The following is a 20,271-nucleotide window of genomic DNA, read 5'->3' as shown; positions in this document are numbered from 1 at the left end:
TGGCTTGAGGACAGAGAGTGAGACATCATGAGTCATCTCGACCGCCTGCGGGCCGTCTTCCGCACGGCGCTCAACCTGCCGGCCGACGCACACGTCGACGGTCTCGAATACCGCGGCATCCCCCAGTGGGACTCCCTGGCCCACATGGCGTTGATCGCGGCGATGGAGGACGAGTTCTCCATCATGATCGACACCGACGACATGATCGACATGAGCTCGTTCGCCAAGGCGGGCGAGCTGCTGGAGAAGCATGGAATCGGCGCAGCCGCGGTCTGAGGCCCGCGTCGCCCTGGTCACGGGGTCGACGAGGGGCATCGGCCGGGCCATCGCCACCACCCTGGCCGCCACCGGCCACACCGTCGTGCTGCACGGCCGCGACGCCGAGCGCGCCGAGAAGGCCGCCGCCGAGGTGGCCGCGGCGACCGGCGGCCGCACGTGGTCCGTCCACGGCGACGTCGCCGACCGGGCCGCGGTCGCCGGCCACATGCGCGAGATCGGCCGGCGCCACGAGCGGCTCGACGCCCTGGTGGTCAACGCCGGCGTCTACGCCTCCGGCCCGCTGGCCATGACCCGCGCCGAGACCCTCGACGAGCTCTACCGCACCAACGCCCTGGCCCCGGCCCACACGCTGCAACTGGCGTTCCGGCTGCTGCTGCGCGGGCAGGGGCCCGCCGTCGTGCTGGTCTCCTCGCTCATGGGCCGGGCGGGCGGCGCCAACCAGGCGGCCTACTCCGCGACCAAGGCGTCCGTCATCGGCCTCACCCTGGCCGCCGCCAGGGAGATGGGCCCGGCGGGCATCAGGGTCAACGCCGTGGCCCCCGGCTACGTCGAGACCGACATGCTGAAGACGCTGCGGCCCGACGACCGCGAGACGGCGATCTCGGCGACCCCGCTGCGGCGCATCGGCCGGCCCGACGACGTCGCCCAGGCGGTGGCGTTCCTGCTTTCGCCCGCCGCGTCGTACATCACCGGCCAGGTGCTCGGGGTCGACGGCGGGCTGGTGCCGTGATGTTCCCATCCCGGCAGGCCGGGCTCGTCGTCGCCGGCGACCAGGAGGGGCTGGCCGGCGACGAGCTGGCCCGGCGCGTCGCCCGCGTGGCCGAGGCCCTGTCCCGGCTGCGGCCGGGGCCGCTGTTCTGCGGCATGCGCAACAATCTGGCGTCCGTGCTGCGCTATCTCGCCGCCTGGCAGACCGGCAGGCCGATCGCGCTGCTCGACCCCGACCTGTCGGCCGCGGCCCTGGCCGACCTGGTGGGCCGGTTCCGGCCCGCGGCGCTGGTGGGGTTCACCCACGCGCCCGACGGGCCGCCGGGCGCCCGCGGCCAGGCCCCCGACCCGCATCCCGACCTGGCCGTGCTCCTGGCCACCTCGGGCTCGACGGGCAACCCCAAGCTGGTGCGGCTGTCCCGGGAGGCGGTCGCGGCCAACGCCGCCGCCATCGCCTCGGCGTTGTCGATCATGCCCGGCGAGATCGCGCCCACCAGCCTGCCGCTGCACTACAGCTACGGCCTGTCGGTGCTCAACAGCCATCTGCACGCGGGGGCGACGGTCGTCCTGACCGAGGCCGGGCTGCTCGAACGGTCCTTCTGGACACACCTCGACGAGCACAAGTGCACCTCGCTGGCGGCCGTCCCCTACCAGTACGAGATGCTGCGCAGGCTCCGCTTCGACCGCGCCGAGCATCCCACGATCCGCACGCTCACCCAGGCCGGCGGCCGGCTCAGCCCCGAGCTGGTGTCCCTGTTCGCCGCCCAGGCCGACCGCTTCTTCGTCATGTACGGGCAGACGGAGGCCACGGCCCGCATCGCCGTCCTGCCGCCCGACCGGCTCGCCGACAAGCCTGGCTCGGCCGGGCAGGCCGTCCCCGGCGGACGGCTGACGATCGACGGCGGCGAGGTCGTCTACCAGGGGCCCAACGTGATGATGGGCTACGCCGAGACCGCCGCCGACCTGGCCAGGCCCGACGACCTGGGCGGGGTGCTGCGCACCGGCGACCTCGGCCGCCTCGACGACGAGGGCTTCCTCTACGTCACCGGCCGGCTCAGGCGCATCGCCAAGATCTTCGGCGTACGGGTCAACCTCGACGACGTCGAGCAGCTGCTGCGCGACACCGTGCCGGTCGCGGCGACCAGCGGCGACGACCGGGTCACGGTGTGGGCCGAAGGGCTCGACGCCGCCGGGTGCCGCAACCTGGCCCGCCGGCTGGGCGCCGAGCTGCGGCTCCACTGGAGCGGCTTCGACGTGCGTGCCGTCGAACGGCTGCCGCTGCTGCCCACCGGCAAGATCGACTACCGGACGCTGGAGTCGGCCGCGGAGGCCGGGCGGTGAGCGTGTTCACGCTCGACGCGGCCGCGCGGGAGGAAGTGCTGGCCGGGGAGCTGGCGGCGCTGACCGAGCGGCACCGGCGGGCGTGCCCGCCCTACCGGCGGATCCTCGACGCGATCGGCGCCCATCCGCCCTACGAGCGGGTGGCCGACCTGCCGTGGCTGCCGGTGCGGCTGTTCAAGACCCACGAGCTGCGCAGTGTCCCGTCCGAGGCGGTGTTCCGGGTCCTGACCTCCAGCGGCACCACCGGGCAGCGGCCGAGCCGGGTCTACCTCGACCGGGAGGCGGCCGCCGCGCAGCCGCGCATGCTGGCCGCGACCCTGCGGGCGGTGCTGGGCGAGCGGCGGCTGCCCATGCTGATCGTCGACGGCCGCTCGGTCGTCCGCGGTCCGGCCCTGAGCGCCCGGGGGGCCGGGGTGCTCGGGATGATGAACTTCGGCAGAGACCACACCTTCGTCCTCGACGAGCAGGGCGAGGTCGACGCGGCGGCCGTCGAGGCGTTCCTGGCCCGCCACGGCGGCGAGCCGTTCCTGGTCTTCGGGTTCACGTTCATGGTCTGGCTCTACCTGCTCGGCCTGGGGGCCGACCTGTCCCAGGGCGTGCTGATCCATTCGGGCGGCTGGAAGCGGCTGGCCGAGCAGGCGGTCGACAACGACGCCTTCCGCCGGCGGCTGGCGTCCGAGTGCGGGCTGACCAGGGTCCACAACTTCTACGGCATGGTCGAGCAGATCGGCACGGTCTTCCTGGAGGGCCCCGACGGCGACGGGCTCTACTGCCCTGACTTCGCCGACGTCGTCATCCGCGACCCCGGCACCTGGCGGGAGGTCCCGCCCGGCGAGCCGGGGCTGATCGAGGTGGTCAGCACCCTGCCCACCTCCTATCCCGGCCACGCGCTGCTGACCGAAGACCTCGGCATGGTGCACGGCGTCGACGACGGCCACTGGCCGGGCAAGCGGTTCACCGTGCTGGGCAGGTTGCCGCGGGCCGAGGCGCGCGGCTGCAGCGACACGTTCGGGCAGGGCGGCTGATGACCGATCGATCGATCACCACCCGGATCCCGCGAGTGGGCGACGCGGGCGGGGTCGAGGTGCGTTTTCCGCCCGGCGGCTCGCCCGTCCCGGTCGAGGAGCTGGTCGCGCAGGTGCGGCGGGGGGCGCCCCTTGAGGTGGGCGACGAGCGGATGCGCGCGTTCCTGGCGGCGTTCGGCAAGCGGCTGCTGCGGCCCGCGCTGGCCCGCCGCCATCCCGAGCTGGGCTCGCTGGGGTTCTTCCTGCGGCCCAGCGAGCTGGCCCGCACCCTCGAAGAGCTGCGCACCCCGCACGTACGCGTGCCGCGCGGCCTGGTCTTCCACCTCCCGCCGGCCAACGTCGACACGGTCTTCGTCTACTCCTGGGCCCTGTCGGCCCTGATGGGCAACCGCAACGTGGTCCGCCTGTCGCCGCGGGCGGGGGCGGTCGCCGCGGTCGTCCTCGACACGCTCCGGGAGGCGCTGGCCGACGCCGATCCGGTGGTGACGGCCACGCAGCGCATCGTCTCCTACGACCGGCGTGCCGAGGCGGTCACCGCCGCCCTGTCGGCGGCCTGCGACCTGCGGGTGATCTGGGGCGGCGACGACACCGTACGCGAGGTGCGCCGCCACCCGCTCGCGCCGCACGCCCGCGACCTGACCTTCCCCGACCGCTCGTCGTTCGCGGTGGTGAACGCGGCGGCCTGGCTGTGCGCGCCGCGCGCGGCCAGGGTGGCGGCGGCCGAGGGGTTCGTCAACGACAGCTACTGGTTCGACCAGGCCGCCTGCTCCTCCCCCCGCACCGTGTTCTGGGTGGGGGCCGACGACGACTGCGAGGCGGCGCGGGCCGACTTCACCGAGCAGGTGTCGCGGGTGCTGGCCGGCCGCGGCTGGGACGTCGACGCGGCGATGGCGGTGGAGAAGCGGGTCTCGGTCTACGGGCTGGCCGCCGACGGGCTGGTCGATCTGATCGAGTTCCGGGGCAACGCGCTGGCCAACGTGACGCTGGCGGCGGCGGCCGCCATGCCGCGGCGGTGGCTGGGCGCGGGCACGTTCGCGCACGCGCGGGTGCGGACCCTGGCGGAGCTGATCCCGATGGTCGAGCGCAAAGACCAGACGTTGACCCACTTCGGCTTCTCGCTGGGCGAGCTGGAGGAGCTGGCCCGGGAGCTCGCCGGGCGCGGGGTCGATCGCATGGTGCCGGTGGGCAGCGCGTTGAGCTTCCACCGGGTGTGGGACGGCGTCGACCTGCCGGGCGAGTTCACGCGACTGGTGACCGTGGTCAGATGAGCCCTCATCGGACGAACCGGCCGCGCTCGGGGCCGGAGCACCGATGACGACCGTTCCCCCGCAGGCCATCGCGCCGCCGGGCGGTGATCCCCCCGTGGCGACCGGCCCGTCATCCGGGACGGGCGGCCCCCGGCGCCTGGCGCTCTCCTTCGTGGTGGTCGCGCCGATGCGGGCTGGACACGACCCGCGATCCCTGGCCGGGGCTCGGGGGCATGAGGGGGTGGCTTGGCGATGACGGCTGTGGTGGCGGAGGCCGGGGTCAGGGGGCGGCGGGCACCGGGGCGGGCGCGGCGGCTGCTCGCGGGGTGGCTGCCGGCCGGGACGGTGCTGGGCGGGGCGGCCTGGGTGTTGCTCTGGTGCGGCGTTCCGGCAGGCGATCTGGCGGCCTTCGGCGCGTACGTCCTGCTCGGGGTGGCGCTGCCGGGGACGTTGCTGTGGCGGGCACTCACCGGCGGCGGCCGGTCGTTCGCCGAGGACGTGGCCGCCGGGCTGGCCCTCGGGTACGCGGTCGAGGTCCTGGTCTACATCCTCGCCCGCGCGGCCGGCCGGCCGCTGCTCGTCCTGGGCTGGCCGGTCACCGCCGTCTTGGCGTTCCTCGCGGTGCCGCGGTTGCGGCGTCACTGGCGGGGCCGGGCCGAACGCGAACGGATGCCCTGGTGGTGCGCCTGGTCGCTGGCGGGGGTCGCCGGTTACCTGCTGGCCTTCTGCGCCCGGTCGCTCTACCGCGTGCCGATCACCGACGCGTACGTCGACATGCCCTACCACCTGGCCCTGCTCGGCGAGGTCAGGAACCACGTGCCGCCCACGCTGCCGTCGGTGCTGGGCGAGCGGCTGTCCTACCACTGGTTCGTCTACGCCGAGATGGCGGCCACGAGCTGGGTCACCGGGATCGAGCCGGTGACGCTGGTCTACCGGCTGTCCACGTTGCCGATGACGTTCGCGATGATCGTGCTCGTGGCGGTGCTCGGGCGGCGGCTCGGCGGGCGGTGGGGCGCGGGGCTCGCGGCGGTCGGCGTCACGTACTTCCTGTTCGCGCCGGTGCTGCAGGAGGGCGTGGTGTTCACCTCGCGGTCGATGTTCACCGCGTGGGCCAGCCCGACGCAGACGTTCGGCGCGTTGTTGTTCGCGCCCGTGATGCTGGTGCTCACCGCCATGCGGCCGACGGGGTGGGCGGCGGTGGCCGTGCTGCTGCTGGCGCTGACCGGGGCGAAGGCGACGTTCCTGCCATTGCTGCTGGCCGGGCTGGCGTTCGTGCTGGTCGTGCGGTTGCCGGTGGAGCGGCGGCTGCGGCGGGAGTGGCTGGTGCCGGCGGCGATCACGTCCGGCTGCCTGCTGATCGCGCAGTTCGTGGTGTTCGGGCGGGGGGCGCAGGGCACGGTGGTGGCGCCGTTCGCCACGATGCGCACGTTGTGGGGGGTGGTGGCGGACGTGCAGCCGCCCGCGCTGGCCGCCGAGCCGTGGGGGCCGGTGCTGGTGTTCGCCGGTGTGCACCTGTTCTGCCTGCTCTGCGTGTGGGGCGGCGTGCTGGCGCTGAAGGCCCGGCTGCTGGATCCGGGGGTGCTGCTGCCGGTGGGCGTCGGGCTGGCGGGCATCGGCGCGATCATGGTGCTCGGTCATCCGTCCGACGCGCAGCTCTACTTCCTGGAGGGGGTGCGGCCGTACCTGTCGGTGGCCGCGGTGTGCGGGGTGGTGGCGGCCATGGAGCGGCGGCGGGTGCCGTGGGCGGTGGTCGCCGGCCTGGCCGGGGCGGGGGCGGCGGTGGCCGTCGCGGCCGCGCGGCTGGTGCCGCCGGGTGCGGCGCTGGTGCGGGTGCTGGTCCCGTACCTGGTGCTCGCGGGGGTGGCCGTGGTGGTGCTGGCGTTCCGGCGCAGGGGGTTCTCGCTGGCGGTGGTGGCGCTGCTGGCGGGGTACGCGGTGCCGACCTCGCTGCGGGAGGTGGTCGTGCACGTCGCGCCCGAGCCGTGGGAGCGCGAGCGGCTGATCCCGGCCGGGGCACTGGAGGCCGGACGGTGGCTGCGCGACCATTCCGCGCCCGGTGACGTGGTGGCCACCGACCTCCACTGCCGCAACCCGGCGCCCCGCCGTACGTGCGACAGCAGGCACTTCTGGGTGTCGGGGTTCACCGAGCGGCGGGTGCTGGTCGAGGGGTGGGCGTACGCAGAGAGCACGCTGTCGCGCGCCGAGATGTTCGTGACCCCCTACCTCCAGGTGCCGTTCGCCGACCAGGCCAGGCTGGCGGACAACGACGCGGCCTTCCGCGAGCCGTCGGCCGCGAACGTCCGCAGGCTCTGGTGGAAATACGGCGTCAAATGGCTGTTCACCAGCAATGATCCGGCGTTGGAGAAATACGCCGAACTGCGCTTCCGCAACGCCGACGTCTCCGTGTACGAGCTCACGACCAGGTAAAGCTTGTCCCCGTTCATGGAATGGTGAGCAGAAACGGCACGCGCCCCGCTGGACGCCCCCAGCACCATTTCGGTGAACCTACCGCCGCAAGCGATCAGGGAATTCTATGGACACGCGTGCCGCCATGGACCCGAGCCCCAACGTCCTGGACACCTCGGCCGGCCTGGCGACCGTCGACATCGTCATCCCGGTGCTCAACGAGGAGCGGGCGCTGCCGGGCTGCGTGCGCACGCTGGCCGCGTTCCTGGAGGACAGGTTCCCGCTGCCGTGGCGCATCACGGTCGTGGACAACGGCAGCACCGACGACACCTGGCCCATCGCCACCCGGCTGGCCGCCGAGCACGACCGGGTGCACGCCCGCCGGCTCGACATCCGGGGCCGCGGAGCCGCGCTCAAGGCGGCCTGGCGGGAGAGCCCGGCCGACATCGTCGCGTACATGGACGTCGATCTGTCCACCGACCTGGGCGCGCTGTTCCCGCTGGTCGCGGCGGTGGCGAGCGGGCATTCCGAGATCGCCATCGGCACCCGGCTCGCGCACAGCGCCCGCACCCTGCGCTCGATCCGCCGCGAGGTGGTCTCGCGCAGCTACAACGCGCTGCTCAGGTACGGGTTCGGGGTCAGGTTCAGCGACGCCCAGTGCGGGTTCAAGGCGGCCAGGACCGACGTGGTCCGGCCGCTCATGGACAAGATCGAGGACGACGCCTGGTTCTTCGACACCGAGCTGCTGCTGCTGGCCGAGCACAACGGCCTGCGCGTGCACGAGGTGCCCGTCGACTGGATCGAGGACACCGACTCGCGCGTCCGCGTGGTCAGGACGGCGATCGACGACCTGAAGGGCCTGGCCAGGGTCGCCTGGTCGATGTCCATGGGCCGGGCCGACGTCGAGGTGGCGCGTTCGGAGCTCAGGCCCACGCATCCCGACGCGGTGGTCGCCCGGCCGAGGGCGGTGACGCTGGCGAAGTTCGCCTCGTTCGCCGCGATCGGCGTGTTCTCCGTCCTGCTGTACGCGCTCATCTACCTGCCGTTGCGCGGCGTGTGGGCGCCCGCGCCGGCCAACCTGGGCGCGCTGGTGCTCACCGGGTTCGTCAACACCGAGGCGAACCGGCGCTGGACGTTCAACCGGCTGGGCGGACGGCGTACCGCGATGCACTTCCGGGCGGCGCTGCTCTTCCTGGCGAACTACCTCCTGACCACCTCCGCCGTGCTCGGCCTGCGCAGCGTGTCGCCGGGGGCCGGACGGCTGATGGAGATGAGCGCGGTGGTCGCCACGTACGGACTGCTCACCCTGATCCGCTTCACCGCCCTGGACCGCTGGGTCTTCTCCCGCACAAGGAACCAACCACATGGAAACCACTGAGATCCGCCGGCTGCTCGACCTTGAGGACACCCACTGGTGGTACCGCGAGCGCCGGGCGATCCTGCGCAGGGAGCTGCGCGAGCTGGGCCGTCCCGGGCGGGCCCTCGATGTCGGCGCGGCCGGCGGCGGGAACACCCGGGTGCTGGTCGAGGCGGGCTGGGACGCCACCGCGACGGACTACTGCGAGACGGCGGTCGAGGTCGCCAGGGAACGCGGGCTCAAGGCCGTGCACGCCGACGCGCGGGCACTGCCGTTCGAGACGTCGAGCATGGACCTGGTGACCGCGTTCGACGTGCTCGAACACATCCACGAGGACCATCTCGTCACCGAGGAGATCGCCCGGGTGCTGGCGCCCGGCGGGCACGCGCTGATCGCCGTCCCGTGCGACATGGCGCTGTGGTCGGCGCACGACGACGCCGTGGGCCACGTCCGCCGCTACGGCCGCGACACGCTGACCGTCGTGGTGGAGAAGGCCGGGCTGAGGGTGGACCGGCTGTGGAGCTGGAACGTGCTGCTGCGTCCGCTGGTGGCCCGGCACCGGCGGCGGTCGAGGGGCAGCGACCTGCAGCGCACGCCCGCGGTGGTCAACGCGGGCCTGTCGATGGTGGTGCGCGCCGAGCGCTACCTCCCGGTCAGGTCGCTGAAGGGCGTGACGCTGTTCCTGCGGGCCAGGCTGGGCAGGTGACGGCTGCCGAACCACAGGCCGGGGTCAGATCTCAAGTCGATGTCCGGTGACGCGGACGGGCCCGGATGGTTCTAGGCTGTCGCGTGTGGTGATTCACGCCCTCCTCGCGGCCACCCTGGCCCTGACCGCCACGCCCGCGGCCGCCGCCCCGAAGATCGACTGCGCCCGGCTCAAGTGCCTGGCGCTGACCTTCGACGACGGCCCCAGCGAGCACACGGCGACGCTGCTCAAGGTGCTCAAGAAGGAGGGGGCCAAGGCCACCTTCTTCCTCGTCGGCAAGCAGGTCGAGCGGCGTCCGGCGCTGGCCGGGCAGCAGGCCGCGGAGGGGCACGCGATCGGCGACCACACCTACTCCCACCCCTCGCTGCCGACGCTGCGCGACGACGACATCATCGAGGAGCTGCGCACCACCCAGGCCCTCATCCAGGACGCCACAGGCCGGCGGCCGACGATGTACCGCCCGCCCTACGGGCACACCGACGAACGCGTGCTGCGGATGGCCGACCAGCAGGACCTCGCCGAGATCCTGTGGACGGGCACCACCCTCGACTGGAAACTGCGCGACGCCAAGAAGATCAAGGCGACCGTGCTCAAGCTGGCCAAGCGCGACGGCGTCATCCTCATGCACGACACGGTCCCGCAGACCGTCAAGGCGATGCCCGAGATCCTCAAGGAGCTCAAGAAGCAGGGCTACACCCTCGTCACCGTCCCGACGCTGCTGCGCGGCAAGGGGCCCGACTCCGGAGTGAGCTACTTCTGAGCACGTCTTCCTCCTGAGTGCTGGAACCATGGAGAGCGTCAGCCCCGCCGCCGCACGTCCCAGGCCGTGGGTCGCCCTCGTCACCTTCCTGATCATTCAGGCGGTGCTCGCCTGCTGGTGGGCGGCCTTCTACCCCGGGCTGTTCAGCCGCGACTCGGTGCTCTATCTCAGCCACACGATCGTCGGCCCGTGGGTGAGCGATCATTCGGTGGCCTACGACGCGTTGTTGTGGCTGAGCTTCACCAGGACGGGTGACCTCGGGGCGGTCACGTTCGCGCAGACCACGGCGATGGCGGGGGCGCTGACGTACCTGGCGCGGTCGCTCTGCGCGCTGGGGGCGCCGCGGTGGGCCACGACGCTGGTGGCGGTGCTGGCGCCGGTGACGCCGACGGTGGGGGCGTTCACGGTCACGTTGTGGAAGGACGTGCCGTTCACGATCTGCGCGATCATGATCGCCGGGGTCTGCGCGCGCATGGCCGCGCGCCGGCGGGTCTCCCTGGCCGGGCTCGGCGTGCTCATGACGCTGCTCGGGCTGTTCCGCGCGAACGGCTTCCTGGTGGTGGGCATCGCCGTCGTCGTCCTGCTGGTGGTCGTCGCCACGCGGCGGGTCCGGCTCGCGCTCGTCGGCACGGTGGCGGCCGCCGTGCCGCTGCTGCTGACGAACCTGCTGTTCCCCCGCTTCGGCATCACGCCGCCGTCCAGCACGTACGTCTACCACACGGCCTACGCCGACGTGGCGGTGGCGTTCAGGGAGCGGCCGGAGCTGTTCACCGAGCAGGACAAGGCGCTGATGACCTCGGTCGCGCCGCTCAGCAGGTGGTGGGAGGGCGGCACCTGCGCCACGGTCAACCTGCTGATCTGGCGTCGCGACTTCAGCTGGCCGGCCGCCGACGCGCACGCGGGCGAGCTGCTCGGCCTGTGGGAGCGGTTGCTGACCAGTGACCCCGGGATGATCGTCGGCACCCGCCTGTGCCGGGGGGCCATCGCGTGGAGCCCGGTGCAGGACCCGTACGTGGTCGGCGGGATGACGTACCGGTTCTCGCGGCGGCCCAGCGCCGACACCTACGTGGGGCCCGGCAAGGTGCCGGACTTCGCCGGCCGGGGGGTGTTCTCGCTCCGGCCGTTGTCGGCCGAGCTGAACCAGGTGGCCGAGCCGTGGCTGACGGGGGCGCTGCTCCCGCAGTGGGACTGGGTGTTGTGGCGGGGGGCCTCGTGGGCCTACCTGTCGTACGCGGCGGTGGCGCTGGGGGCGCTGGCCCTGCGCAACCGCTATGTGGTCGGGGTGGCGGCGGTCGTGGCCGGGCAGCAGCTCGCCGTGCTGGCCAACATCTCGGCCCAGGACTTCCGGTACATGGCCGCGCCGATCTTCGTCGGGCTGCTGCTGGTGCCGCTGCTCCTGGCGAGCGCCGGGCGGCTGCTGCTCGCCGCGGCCCGGTCGGCGTGGCGCGCGCTGCGCCGGCCGGCCCCGCCCGCCGCCGAGACCGGGCCGGACGACCAGGGCGGCTAGGCCAGGCCCTGGCCGTCGGGCAGCCGGGTACGGCCCGGCAGCCGCACCACGGTGACGAAGAACTCGTCGATCTGCCGGATGACGGCCATGAACTGCTCAAGGTCGACGGGCTTGGTCACGTACGCGTTGGCGAACAGCTTGTAGCTGCGCAGGATGTCCTCCTCGGCCGAGGAGGTGGTCAGGACGACGACCGGGATCGCCCGCAGCTCAGGATCGCCCTTGATCTTCTCCAGCACCTGTCGCCCGTCGTACTTGGGCAGGTTGAGGTCGAGCAGGACGAGGTCGGGCCGCGGCGCGCCCACGTGCGCCCCGCGCTGGTAGATGAAGTCGAGCGCCTCCAGGCCGTCGCGCACGACGTGGAGGTTGTTGCGGATCTTGTTGTCCTCGAACGCCTCGCGGGTGATGAGCTCGTCACCGGGATCGTCCTCGACCAGGAGCACTTCGATGGGCTGGACGGTCATGCGGTTGCTCCTTCGTCGGTGACGGCGGGCAGGGTGAAGCTGATCCGGGCTCCCTCGGTGTGGCCGGTGTCGAGCCAGATCGTACCGCCGTGGTTCTCCACGATCTTCTTGCACATCGCCAGGCCGATGCCGGTGCCGCTGTAGGCCTCGCGGCTGTGCAGGCGCTGGAAGATGATGAAGATCTTATCGGCGAACTCGGCCTCCACGCCGATGCCGTTGTCGGTGACCGAGAACAGCCACTCGTTCTCCCGCTGCTCGCAGGTGATCCGGATGCGCGGGGCGCGGTCGGGGGCGCGGAACTTCAGCGCGTTGCCGACGAGGTTCTGCCAGAGCATGCCGAGCATGGTGGGGTCGCCGATCACGTTGGGCAGCGGGTCGGGCCGCTCGATCTCGGCGCCGGTCTCCTCGATCACCGCCGACAGGTCCACCAGCGCCTTGTCGAGCGACTCCGCCAGGTCGACCGGCTTGCGGTCGTCGTACAGGCGGCCGACGCGGGAGAAGGTGAGCAGGTCGTTGATCAGGACCTGCATACGGGTGGCGCCGTCCACGGCGAAGTGGATGTACTGGACGCCGCGCTCGTCGAGCACGTCGCCGTAGCGCTTCTGGAGGAGCTGGCAGAACGTGGCGATCTTGCGCAGCGGCTCCTGGAGGTCGTGGGAGGCGACGTAGGCGAACTGCTCCAGCTCGGCGTTCGACCGCCGCAGCTCCTCGGCCTGGGCGTCGAGGCCGGCCGCCTGCTCACGCAGCACGACATGCTGCTTGCGGAACTCTTCGAGGGCAAAGACGATCTTCGTCCGCATCGACTCCACGTCCCGTGCGACCTCGCGGATGTCGGCCGGCCCGCTGGCGGGGATCGCCCGGTCGAAGTCGCCGGCGGCGATGTCGCGGGCGGCCTCGCGCAGCTCGTCGAGCGGACGCCCGATCGCCCGCCGCAGCAGCACCGCCATCGCGACGCCGGCCACCAGGAACAGGATCAGCATGATGACGAAGGCCAGGTTGCGGACCTGCTCGACCTGTCGCAGCTCCTCCTGGGCGCGCTGCCGGGCCTTGGCCAGCCGGTCGTCCTGCCGGTCGAGCAGCGCCCTGATCTGGTCGAAGGCGTGCTTGCCGCTCTCGATGCGGGCGGCGGAGATGACCCCGTCGGCCCGCTTGTCGGCGGTGAGCGGCTCGGCGTAGTCGCGCCGCCAGGTGGCCGCCGCGTCCCTGACCGCGTTCAGCTCACTGACCAGCTCCGGACGGTCGCCGATGAGCGCGGCGATGCGCTCGCGGCTGTGCCGCTCGGCCTCCATGCCCGCCGTGTACGGCTGGAGGAAGTCCTCGTTGCCGGTCAGCAGGAAACCGCGTACGCCGGTCTCCTGGTCGATCAGGGTGCTGCGCAACTGGGCGGCCTCGATCCTGGCCGGCGAGATGCGCAGGATGACCTGGTCGGACAGCCGCGCGGTGCGGTCGAGCATCACGGTGGCGACCACGACGCAGGTGACCACCAGGACCGACACGGCCGCGATCATCAGCACGAACCAGCCGTGGACGGTCAGCCGCCGCCAGCCCTGCTCGCCGCCACGCGTACGGGAAACCTTCTGCACGGCCTGCCTCTCCAGCACGGACGCCTGTTCGCTCACGATTCGTCTTTCCAGCGCAGGTGCACGACGGCGACGTCGTCGGCCGCCGCGTCGTGGACGGAGGCCGCCTCGACGTCGGCGAGGATCGCGTCGAGCAGTTCCTCGCTGCCCAGGCCCGTCCACCGGGAGGACAGCTCCAGCAGGCCCTCCTCGCCCAGCCACCGCGGAGTGTCGCCCGGCAGCCGGCGCTCGAAGAGGCCGTCGGTGTAGAGCGTCACGCCGCCGCCCTCGGGCAGCTCCAGGAGGTCCTCCTCCCAGTCGGCCTCGATGGGCAGGCCGAGCGCGGGCCCCTGCCGCGGGTCGGCGAGGAGCACGGAGTCGGCCGTGTGCACCAGCAGGCCGGGGTGTCCGGCGCGCCAGACGCGCATCGTGTGCCGGTCGGGCTCCAGGACCACCGTGGACATCGTGACGAAGATCTCGGAGCCGGCCCGCTCGGCCCGCAGAATGCGTTCGAGCTGGCGCAGCAGCGGGACGCCGGTCATGCCGTTGAGCACCAGCGCCCGCCAGGCGATGCGCAGGCAGACGCCGAGCGCCGCCTCGTCGGGCCCGTGGCCGCAGACGTCGCCGATCACCGCGTGCACGACCTTGTCGTCGGTCTCGACGACGTCGAAGAAGTCGCCGCCGAGCGTGGCCGAGCCGCGGCTGGCCCGGTAGCGGGAGGCGACCTCCAGGGGCATCTCCTGCAGCAGCGGGGTCGGCAGCAGGCCGCGCTCCAGGCGGGCGTTCTCCTTGGCTCGCATCCGTGCGGTGTGCAGCGCCACGGCCGCCTGCTCGGCCTGCTTGCGCTGCATGGCGTAACGCAGCGTGCGGCCCAGCCATTCGGCCTCGACCCGGCCCTTGACCAGGTAGTCCTGGGCTCCGGCGGTCACCGCGGCGAGGCCCGCGCTCTCCTCGGCCAGGCCGGTCAGCACGACGACCGCGGCGTCCCCGGCCTCCTCCAGCACCGACGACAGGGCGGAGAACTCGTAGGCGTCGGGCAGGCCGAGGTCGAGCAGCACGCACTGAGGGCGCAGCCGGGCCAGCGCCCTGCGGGCCTCGTCCACCGAACGCGCCCACTCCAGCCGGACGGCAAGGCCGCTGTCCTCCAGCAGCTCCTGGACGATCAGCGCATCCTGCGGATCGTCCTCCACGAGCAACACCAACGGCTGCCGGACATCCTCACTCGCATGGGCCATGTTGGCAATTGCACCCTTCGTCACCGGCACTGGGCTCTAACGAATCGACGCCTCAGGTGCCCCACTGCCCACTACGGCCAAGAAGTGGCCCAAACTCACGCACTTTTCCCAGGAAACTTTCCGGTATGCGTCCACAGGCCAAGCAATTCGTCACGGGCCGGGGTCGAGGGGGTCTGGCGAATCGACCTCCTTCCACCATAACCAACGCCCTGACCTGCATTAACCGCTCATGGCCGGACATACGAACGGCCCGGAACCGTCAGCCGGTCCGGGCCGTTCGCACACGGCGTCATTCCCACTCGATGGTGCCCGGGGGCTTGCTCGTGACGTCGACCACCACCCGGTTGACCTCGCGCACCTCGTTGGTGATGCGGGTGGAGATGCGCGACAGGACGTCGTAGGGCACCCGGGCCCAGTCGGCCGTCATCGCGTCCTCGGACGTCACCGGCCGGAGCACGACCGGGTGGCCGTAGGTGCGGCCGTCGCCCTGCACGCCCACCGAGCGCACGTCGGCCAGCAGCACCACCGGGCACTGCCAGATCTGCCGGTCGAGGCCGGCGCGGGAGAGCTCTTCGCGGGCGATGGCGTCGGCCTCGCGCAGCAGCGCCAGGCGGTCGCGGGTGACCTCGCCGACGATGCGGATGCCGAGCCCGGGGCCGGGGAACGGCTGCCGCCAGACCATGGCGGGCGGCAGGCCCAGCTCTTCGCCGGCCCGGCGGACCTCGTCCTTGAACAGCGCGCGCAGCGGCTCGACCAGCTTGAACTGAAGGTCTTCCGGCAGGCCGCCGACGTTGTGGTGGGACTTGATGTTGGCGGTGCCCGTGCCGCCGCCGGACTCGACGACGTCGGGGTAGAGGGTGCCCTGGACCAGGAAGTCGACCGGGCCGTCGGCCATGATGGCGCGCTTCTCGTCCTCGAAGACGCGGATGAACTCGCGGCCGATGATCTTCCGCTTCTCCTCCGGGTCGGTGACGCCCTCCAGCGCCTTCAGGAAGCGGTCGGCGGCGTCGACGACGCGCAGCTTGACGCCCGTGACGGCCACGAAGTCGCGCTCGACCTGCTCGGCCTCGCCCTTGCGCAGCAGCCCGTGGTCGACGAAGACGCAGGTCAGCCGGTCGCCGATGGCCCGCTGGACGATCGCCGCGGCCACCGCGGAGTCGACGCCGCCCGACAGCGCGCAGATGGCGCGGCCGTCGCCGACCTGCCGGCGCACGGCCTCGACGGAGTCCTCGACGATGTTGAGCATGGTCCACGACGGACGGCAGCCGGCCGCGTCGAGGAAGTGCTTGAGCACGGCCTGACCGTGCTCGGAGTGGAGCACCTCGGGATGGAACTGCACGCCGTACAGGCCGCGCTCGGGGTGCTCGAAGGCGGCGACCGGCGTCTCGCTCGTGGAGGCGGTGACCGCGAAGCCCTCGGGGGCCGCGGCCACGCTGTCGCCGTGGGACATCCAGACGGTCTGCGCGGCGGGCAGCCCCTGGAAGATGACGCCCTCGTCGAGCACCTCCAGCGCGGTGCCGCCGTATTCGGCGACGCCCGTGCGGGCGACCTCGCCGCCCAGCGCCTGGGCCATGGCCTGGAAGCCGTAACAGATGCCGAACGTGGGCACGCCGGTCGAGAACAGGCCGTGCGGCACGGGCGGCGCGCCTTCGGCGTAGACCGACGACGGGCCGCCGGACAGGATGATCGCCTTCGGCTTCTTGGCCATCATCTCCTCGACGGACATCGACGACGGCACGATCTCGGAGTAGACGTGGCACTCGCGCACCCGCCTCGCGATGAGCTGCGCGTACTGTGCGCCGAAGTCGACCACCAGCACTGTGTCGAATTCAGACACCGTGAGAACCCCCCAAAGGCGAAATGCGGTGCCTTCATTGTATCGGCCTCGGGTATTACGCCTGGCCTCACACCGTCACTCGTGCTAACACAGAACGGTGGATCTTGTCTGGCCGGCCTCGGCGTGGGCCCTGTGGTTCGCCGCGCTGGCCGCCGCGTTCGGGTTGACGACGCGCCGGGCCGCCGCGCCCCCGGCGGCCCCTGCTCCCCCGGCGCCGCCCGCCGTCGTCGAGCTCTTACGCGGGCTGCGGGCCGGTGAGGTCTTCCACGCCACGGTCTTCGAGCTGGCCAGGCGCGGGTTCCTGACGATCCGGGGCGACCGGCTCACGCTCTCCGCGACGGGCGAGGGGCAGGTGTGGCCGTACGAGCGGTGGGTGCTCGACCGGGTGGCCGCTCGGATGGGCGGAGCGCCGCAGGCGCCGGTCGTCGCCCTGATGCCGGACAGCGGCGACCTCGACGCCGAGTTCGTGCCCCTGGTGCGGCAGAGCGCCATCGACCTCGGGCTGGCCCGGCGGCGCTGGCAGAGCATGCTCGTGCCGCTGCTGCTGGCCGCCGGGCTCGCCGTGCCCTGGTACGTCACCATCTCGCAGGCGGGCGTGTCGTGGCCCGGCTGGATCGCGACGGCCGGGGCGTTCGTGGCCGGGGCCGCGCTGCTGCTGGGCGGGCGGGGGTTCGTGCTGACGCCGCTCGGCCGCGAGGTCGCCGGGCCCGAGCCGGCCCCGGTGGACCCGCGGCAGGAGTGGATCTTCACCGGCGACGGGTGGCGCGGCGTCCTGGTCGAGCCCGCTCCGCGCGACGGCGGCGCGCCCAAGCGGCAGGAGGTCGAGGGGCGGGTGGTCAAGCGCTGGATCGTGACCGAGCACGGCGACGACCTGTCCTCCTCGCGCACCTGTTACCTGGCGGTGCACGACGGCACGTCGGAGCGGGCGCCGGCGTACCGGGCCAAGGAGCGCGTCTACCAGGACGTGCTGCCGGGCGACTTCGTCCGGCTGCTGGTCAATCCGCGGCGCGGGAGCGTGGTGAGCGTGCTGTCCCACGAGCGCCGCTGGTAGCGCCGGGCAGTTCGCCGGCCAGCAGCAGCTCGGTCTGCCTGCGCAGCCGGTCGGCGAACTCGGGGTGGGTCAGCACGAGGAACCGTTCCTCGTGGATGGCCCGCACGACCAGGGCGGCGACCTCGGCGGGCTCGACGCCGCGCGCCATGGCCGCCCCGACGGCCTCGCGGGCGGCCGTCTCGTCGTCCGTCGGGGTGCTGACCAGGTCGGCCGGGCGGGAGCGGGCCGAGTCGTCGATCCGCGTCCTGACCGCGCCGGGGCACAGCGCGGTCACGCGGAGCTTGGAGCCCACGGCGGCCAGGTCCTGGGCCAGCGACTGCGAGGCGGCCAGCGCGGCGTACTTGGTGACCGCGTAACCGCCCGCGCCCGGCGCGGCGAGCAGCCCCGCCACGGACACGGTGTTGACCACGTGCCCCTCGGTGTCCTGTGCCATCATGCGCGGCACGAACGCGCGCACGCCGTGCAGCACGCCCCACAGGTTCACGCCGAGCAGCCAGGCGAAGTCCTCGGCGGTCCTGGTCCACAGGCGGCCGCCCTGATAGACGCCGGCGTTGTTGCACAGCACGTGCACCGCGCCCAGCTCGCCGAAGCTCCGGTCGGCCAGGTGCTGCACGGCCGCCGCGTCCGAGACGTCGGTGACCTGCGTGAGCACCTCGCCCGGCCCGGCGGACGCCTTCCCCGCGAGCGCGGCCGTCTCGGCCAGCCCGCCGGGATCGACGTCGGCCAGCATCAACGCCATGCCCTCGGCGGCGAACCGGACGGCCAGGGCCCTGCCGATGCCGCTGGCCGCGCCCGTCACCACCGCGACCCTGCCGGACAGTTCACGCACCGCCTGAACCTCCCTAGCGCTCGCTCGGCTACCCCGACGCTACAGGATCGCGCCGATCAGGCCCAGGGGCGGCGAGCCGAGGTCGAACAGCGCCTTGTGGAAGCGCTGGAGCGTGAAGCCCGCTCCCCACTGCGTGCGGGCCTGCTCGCGCAGGTCGAGGATGAGCAGCTTGCCCCAGGTGTAGCGACCGTACGTCGGGTCGAAGGAGGCGCGGCGGGCCTCCGACAGCGCGGCGGGACCGGCCAGGTGGGTGTCGGACTCGAAGCGCCGCGCGCCCTCCTCGACCGTCATCTGCCCGGTGTGCACGCCGATCGCGCAGGCCAGCCGGGTGACCCGGATCAGGGCCTCCACCCAGACGCCGATCTCGAACCGCGGGTCGTCGGGCGCGTAGCCCTCCTCGACGCACAGCTCCTCGGCGTAGTGGGCCCAGCCCTCGACGAAGGCCATCGACTGCAGCAGCCGCCGCACGTCGGAGGGGGCCCGGCGGAGCGCGCGGCCGTGCGAGAAGTGGCCGGGGGCCACCTCGTGCACGTTGATCGCGGGCAGCGTGGTGGCGCTGAAGACCTCCAGCCACTCCTCCTGGTCCTGCTCGCTCCAGGACGCGTCCGGCGGCGTGATGTGGTACCAGGACGGCCCCTCGGGCTCGCCCGGCGAGTTCCACGCCATCATGGCCATGGCCCAGCGGCGCGACTCCGGCGCCAGCCCGACCTGGCACTCGCCGTCGTGGTAGGGCACGAGGTCCTTCTCACGGGTGAAGGCGATGGCCCGTTCGGTGCCGATCCGGGCCGCCTCGATCACGCCGTCGGCGTCGGGGTGGTCCTTGACCAGCTCGCGGACGACGTCGAGGGGCCGCTCGGAACGTCCGAGCTTGGCGCAGGACTCGGCGAGCAGGCCCATGAGCCGGTCGCGTTCGGCGTCGGCGCGCTCGGCCAGCCTGCCCAGGTCGACCGGCAGGCCCTCGGCGCTGCTCATGAGCTTGACCAGGGCCGCGCCTCCGAGCGCGGCGTCGGGGTCGCCCTCGGCGGCGGCGCGGGCCACGTGGGCCACGAGCCTGCCGTGGGCCTCGATCGCGGCCTCGTCGGTGATGCCCGCGGCCAGGCCCTTGACCGCGCCCAGCAGGGACGTGGCGACCGGGGCCGCGACCTGGTCGAGCGCGGCGACCGCGGCGTCCACGGCGGCCGGCCACTGCGCGAGGTGGGCGGCCCTGGCGGCGGCGCGCTCGGCCTCGGGGCCGTAGTCGCGGTCGTAGCAGGCCAGGTCGAGGTTGGACAGGTGGATCAGCGGGTTCTTGCGGTGCAGCTCCAGCTCGCCGAACTGGATGCGCATGGCCTCCTCGAAGATCTGCAGATGCTCGGCGTCGTGCGGGTCGGCCGGCGCGTCGCCCTTGCCGAGGCGCGCCAGGCCGTCCCGTACGCCCTCGGGCGACAGGTCCTGGATCTGGCCGTCGTACTCGTGCCTGCCGCCCCCCTCGCGCGCCTCGGACACCATCAAATCGGTGATCGCGCGCAATCTGGGGTCAAGTTCCGTCATGTCGCCGACGCTAGCGCACACCCCTGATCCTGAGGACCCCGACGGAGCCGACCAGCGAGATCACGATGCCCACGACGAACAGCGCCGGATAGCCGCCCGTCCCCACCACGACTGCGGCGAGGGCGGGCGCCAGGATCTGCGGCCCGGCGTTGGCGATGTTGAGGACGCCCATGTCCTTGCCCGCGTCGCCGGGGGCCGGCAGCACCTTCGTCACCAGGGCCATGTCCACGGCCAGGTAGACGCCGAACGCGATGCCGTGCGCGACGTTGTAGACGATCATGCCCTCGAACGTCGGCATCGCCAGCGGGATGCCCAGGAACACCGCCGAGGACAGCCCGGCGACGAGCGCGAGGAGTTGCGGGGCAAGGGGTTCGAGGTGCGCGTGGTCACGGGGGCCGAGCACACGATCCACCGCCACCTGTTCGAGGACTTC

The 20,271-nt window shown here is 72.7% G+C and carries 18 protein-coding genes; 11 read left to right on the top strand and 7 right to left on the bottom strand.

Annotated elements, in window-relative coordinates; genetic code table 11:
- Positions 1 to 27 precede the first annotated feature (27 nt).
- The 10 genes from AB0C33_RS00560 to AB0C33_RS00515 all read left to right on the top strand — a co-directional run bounded on the left by AB0C33_RS00560 (position 28) and on the right by AB0C33_RS00515 (position 11,336).
- A complete protein-coding gene (locus AB0C33_RS00560; RefSeq protein WP_352362763.1) occupies positions 28 to 276 on the top strand; it encodes an acyl carrier protein in 249 nt (82 codons plus the stop codon).
- Positions 251 to 1,009, top strand: a complete 759-nt coding sequence (locus tag AB0C33_RS00555; RefSeq protein WP_358282236.1) for an SDR family oxidoreductase — start codon at positions 251 to 253, stop codon at positions 1,007 to 1,009. The genes AB0C33_RS00560 and AB0C33_RS00555 overlap by 26 nt, the downstream gene beginning before the upstream one ends.
- Entirely contained in the window at positions 1,009 to 2,328 is a 1,320-nt protein-coding gene (locus AB0C33_RS00550; protein WP_358282234.1) for an AMP-binding protein, read from the top strand. The genes AB0C33_RS00555 and AB0C33_RS00550 overlap by 1 nt, the downstream gene beginning before the upstream one ends.
- Positions 2,325 to 3,353 (top strand): acyl-protein synthetase, encoded by a 1,029-nt coding sequence (locus AB0C33_RS00545; protein WP_357982583.1) that lies wholly within the window; start codon positions 2,325 to 2,327, stop codon positions 3,351 to 3,353. The genes AB0C33_RS00550 and AB0C33_RS00545 overlap by 4 nt, the downstream gene beginning before the upstream one ends.
- Entirely contained in the window at positions 3,353 to 4,621 is a 1,269-nt protein-coding gene (locus tag AB0C33_RS00540) for an acyl-CoA reductase (RefSeq protein WP_358282232.1), read from the top strand. Before AB0C33_RS00545 ends, AB0C33_RS00540 begins: the two co-directional genes overlap by 1 nt.
- A 231-nt stretch (positions 4,622 to 4,852) precedes the next feature.
- Positions 4,853 to 7,027 (top strand): hypothetical protein, encoded by a 2,175-nt coding sequence (locus AB0C33_RS00535; RefSeq protein WP_358282231.1) that lies wholly within the window; start codon positions 4,853 to 4,855, stop codon positions 7,025 to 7,027.
- A 106-nt stretch (positions 7,028 to 7,133) separates the two neighbouring features.
- The gene (locus AB0C33_RS00530) at positions 7,134 to 8,384 is read left to right on the top strand and encodes a glycosyltransferase (RefSeq protein WP_358282230.1); all 1,251 of its coding nucleotides are present in this window, start codon (positions 7,134 to 7,136) and stop codon (positions 8,382 to 8,384) included.
- On the top strand, positions 8,371 to 9,069 hold the full coding sequence (locus tag AB0C33_RS00525) for a class I SAM-dependent methyltransferase (RefSeq protein WP_358282229.1): 699 nt from the start codon (positions 8,371 to 8,373) through the stop codon (positions 9,067 to 9,069). Before AB0C33_RS00530 ends, AB0C33_RS00525 begins: the two co-directional genes overlap by 14 nt.
- Before the next feature lie 85 nt (positions 9,070 to 9,154).
- Positions 9,155 to 9,829, top strand: coding sequence for a polysaccharide deacetylase family protein (locus tag AB0C33_RS00520; protein ID WP_358282228.1), 675 nt, complete (start codon positions 9,155 to 9,157; stop codon positions 9,827 to 9,829).
- A gap of 28 nt (positions 9,830 to 9,857) precedes the next feature.
- Positions 9,858 to 11,336, top strand: a complete 1,479-nt coding sequence (locus AB0C33_RS00515) for a hypothetical protein (protein WP_358282226.1) — start codon at positions 9,858 to 9,860, stop codon at positions 11,334 to 11,336.
- On the opposite strand, the gene AB0C33_RS00510 is transcribed toward AB0C33_RS00515, so the two are convergent.
- From AB0C33_RS00510 to guaA, 4 genes are all read right to left on the bottom strand, one after another.
- A complete protein-coding gene (locus tag AB0C33_RS00510) occupies positions 11,333 to 11,797 on the bottom strand; it encodes a response regulator (RefSeq protein ID WP_352318742.1) in 465 nt (154 codons plus the stop codon). The genes AB0C33_RS00515 and AB0C33_RS00510 overlap by 4 nt on opposite strands.
- Complete coding sequence (locus AB0C33_RS00505) at positions 11,794 to 13,416, bottom strand: CHASE3 domain-containing protein (RefSeq protein WP_358282224.1); 1,623 nt, start codon at positions 13,414 to 13,416, stop codon at positions 11,794 to 11,796. The genes AB0C33_RS00510 and AB0C33_RS00505 overlap by 4 nt, the downstream gene beginning before the upstream one ends.
- Positions 13,413 to 14,591, bottom strand: a complete 1,179-nt coding sequence (locus AB0C33_RS00500; protein ID WP_358282222.1) for a fused response regulator/phosphatase — start codon at positions 14,589 to 14,591, stop codon at positions 13,413 to 13,415. The genes AB0C33_RS00505 and AB0C33_RS00500 overlap by 4 nt, the downstream gene beginning before the upstream one ends.
- 289 nt (positions 14,592 to 14,880) lie before the next feature.
- Positions 14,881 to 16,428 (bottom strand): glutamine-hydrolyzing GMP synthase, encoded by a 1,548-nt coding sequence (guaA, locus tag AB0C33_RS00495; protein WP_358282220.1) that lies wholly within the window; start codon positions 16,426 to 16,428, stop codon positions 14,881 to 14,883.
- A 97-nt stretch (positions 16,429 to 16,525) separates the two neighbouring features.
- Here guaA and AB0C33_RS00490 point away from each other — a divergent pair, with 97 nt between their 5' ends.
- Positions 16,526 to 17,479, top strand: coding sequence for a hypothetical protein (locus tag AB0C33_RS00490; RefSeq protein WP_358282218.1), 954 nt, complete (start codon positions 16,526 to 16,528; stop codon positions 17,477 to 17,479).
- Here the strand turns inward: AB0C33_RS00490 and AB0C33_RS00485 are convergent.
- Genes AB0C33_RS00485 through AB0C33_RS00475 form a run of 3 tightly spaced genes read right to left on the bottom strand, consistent with a single transcriptional unit; the run spans position 17,424 to position 20,256 of the window.
- Positions 17,424 to 18,308 carry an SDR family NAD(P)-dependent oxidoreductase gene (locus tag AB0C33_RS00485; protein ID WP_358282216.1) on the bottom strand — a complete coding sequence of 295 codons (885 nt, stop codon included), beginning with the start codon at positions 18,306 to 18,308 and terminating at the stop codon, positions 17,424 to 17,426. The two genes, AB0C33_RS00490 and AB0C33_RS00485, sit on opposite strands and share 56 nt — an antisense overlap.
- A 39-nt stretch (positions 18,309 to 18,347) precedes the next feature.
- A complete protein-coding gene (locus AB0C33_RS00480) occupies positions 18,348 to 19,838 on the bottom strand; it encodes a DUF885 family protein (RefSeq protein WP_358282215.1) in 1,491 nt (496 codons plus the stop codon).
- Positions 19,839 to 19,848: 10 nt separating this feature from the next.
- Complete coding sequence (locus AB0C33_RS00475) at positions 19,849 to 20,256, bottom strand: hypothetical protein (protein ID WP_358282213.1); 408 nt, start codon at positions 20,254 to 20,256, stop codon at positions 19,849 to 19,851.
- Positions 20,257 to 20,271: the final 15 nt, after the last annotated feature.

This window comes from Nonomuraea sp. NPDC048881, assembly GCF_040649795.1.
GTDB lineage: Bacteria > Actinomycetota > Actinomycetes > Streptosporangiales > Streptosporangiaceae > Nonomuraea.
The sequence above is the reverse complement of the archived record's forward strand: the minus strand, read 5'-3'. Positions and strand labels throughout refer to the sequence as shown.

Bases quoted from the DNA above. Each gene is read 5' to 3' on its own strand.
- AB0C33_RS00560 (WP_352362763.1), top strand. From the start codon at position 28: ATGAGTCATCTCGACCGCCTGCGGGCCGTCTTCCGCACGGCGCTCAAC.
- AB0C33_RS00555 (WP_358282236.1), top strand. From the start codon at position 251: ATGGAATCGGCGCAGCCGCGGTCTGAGGCCCGCGTCGCCCTGGTCACG.
- AB0C33_RS00550 (WP_358282234.1), top strand. From the start codon at position 1,009: ATGTTCCCATCCCGGCAGGCCGGGCTCGTCGTCGCCGGCGACCAGGAG.
- AB0C33_RS00540 (WP_358282232.1), top strand. From the start codon at position 3,353: ATGACCGATCGATCGATCACCACCCGGATCCCGCGAGTGGGCGACGCG.
- AB0C33_RS00535 (WP_358282231.1), top strand. From the start codon at position 4,853: ATGACGGCTGTGGTGGCGGAGGCCGGGGTCAGGGGGCGGCGGGCACCG.
- AB0C33_RS00530 (WP_358282230.1), top strand. From the start codon at position 7,134: ATGGACACGCGTGCCGCCATGGACCCGAGCCCCAACGTCCTGGACACC.
- AB0C33_RS00525 (WP_358282229.1), top strand. From the start codon at position 8,371: ATGGAAACCACTGAGATCCGCCGGCTGCTCGACCTTGAGGACACCCAC.
- AB0C33_RS00515 (WP_358282226.1), top strand. From the start codon at position 9,858: ATGGAGAGCGTCAGCCCCGCCGCCGCACGTCCCAGGCCGTGGGTCGCC.
- AB0C33_RS00510 (WP_352318742.1), bottom strand. From the start codon at position 11,797: ATGACCGTCCAGCCCATCGAAGTGCTCCTGGTCGAGGACGATCCCGGT.
- AB0C33_RS00500 (WP_358282222.1), bottom strand. From the start codon at position 14,591: ATGGCCCATGCGAGTGAGGATGTCCGGCAGCCGTTGGTGTTGCTCGTG.
- AB0C33_RS00480 (WP_358282215.1), bottom strand. From the start codon at position 19,838: ATGACGGAACTTGACCCCAGATTGCGCGCGATCACCGATTTGATGGTG.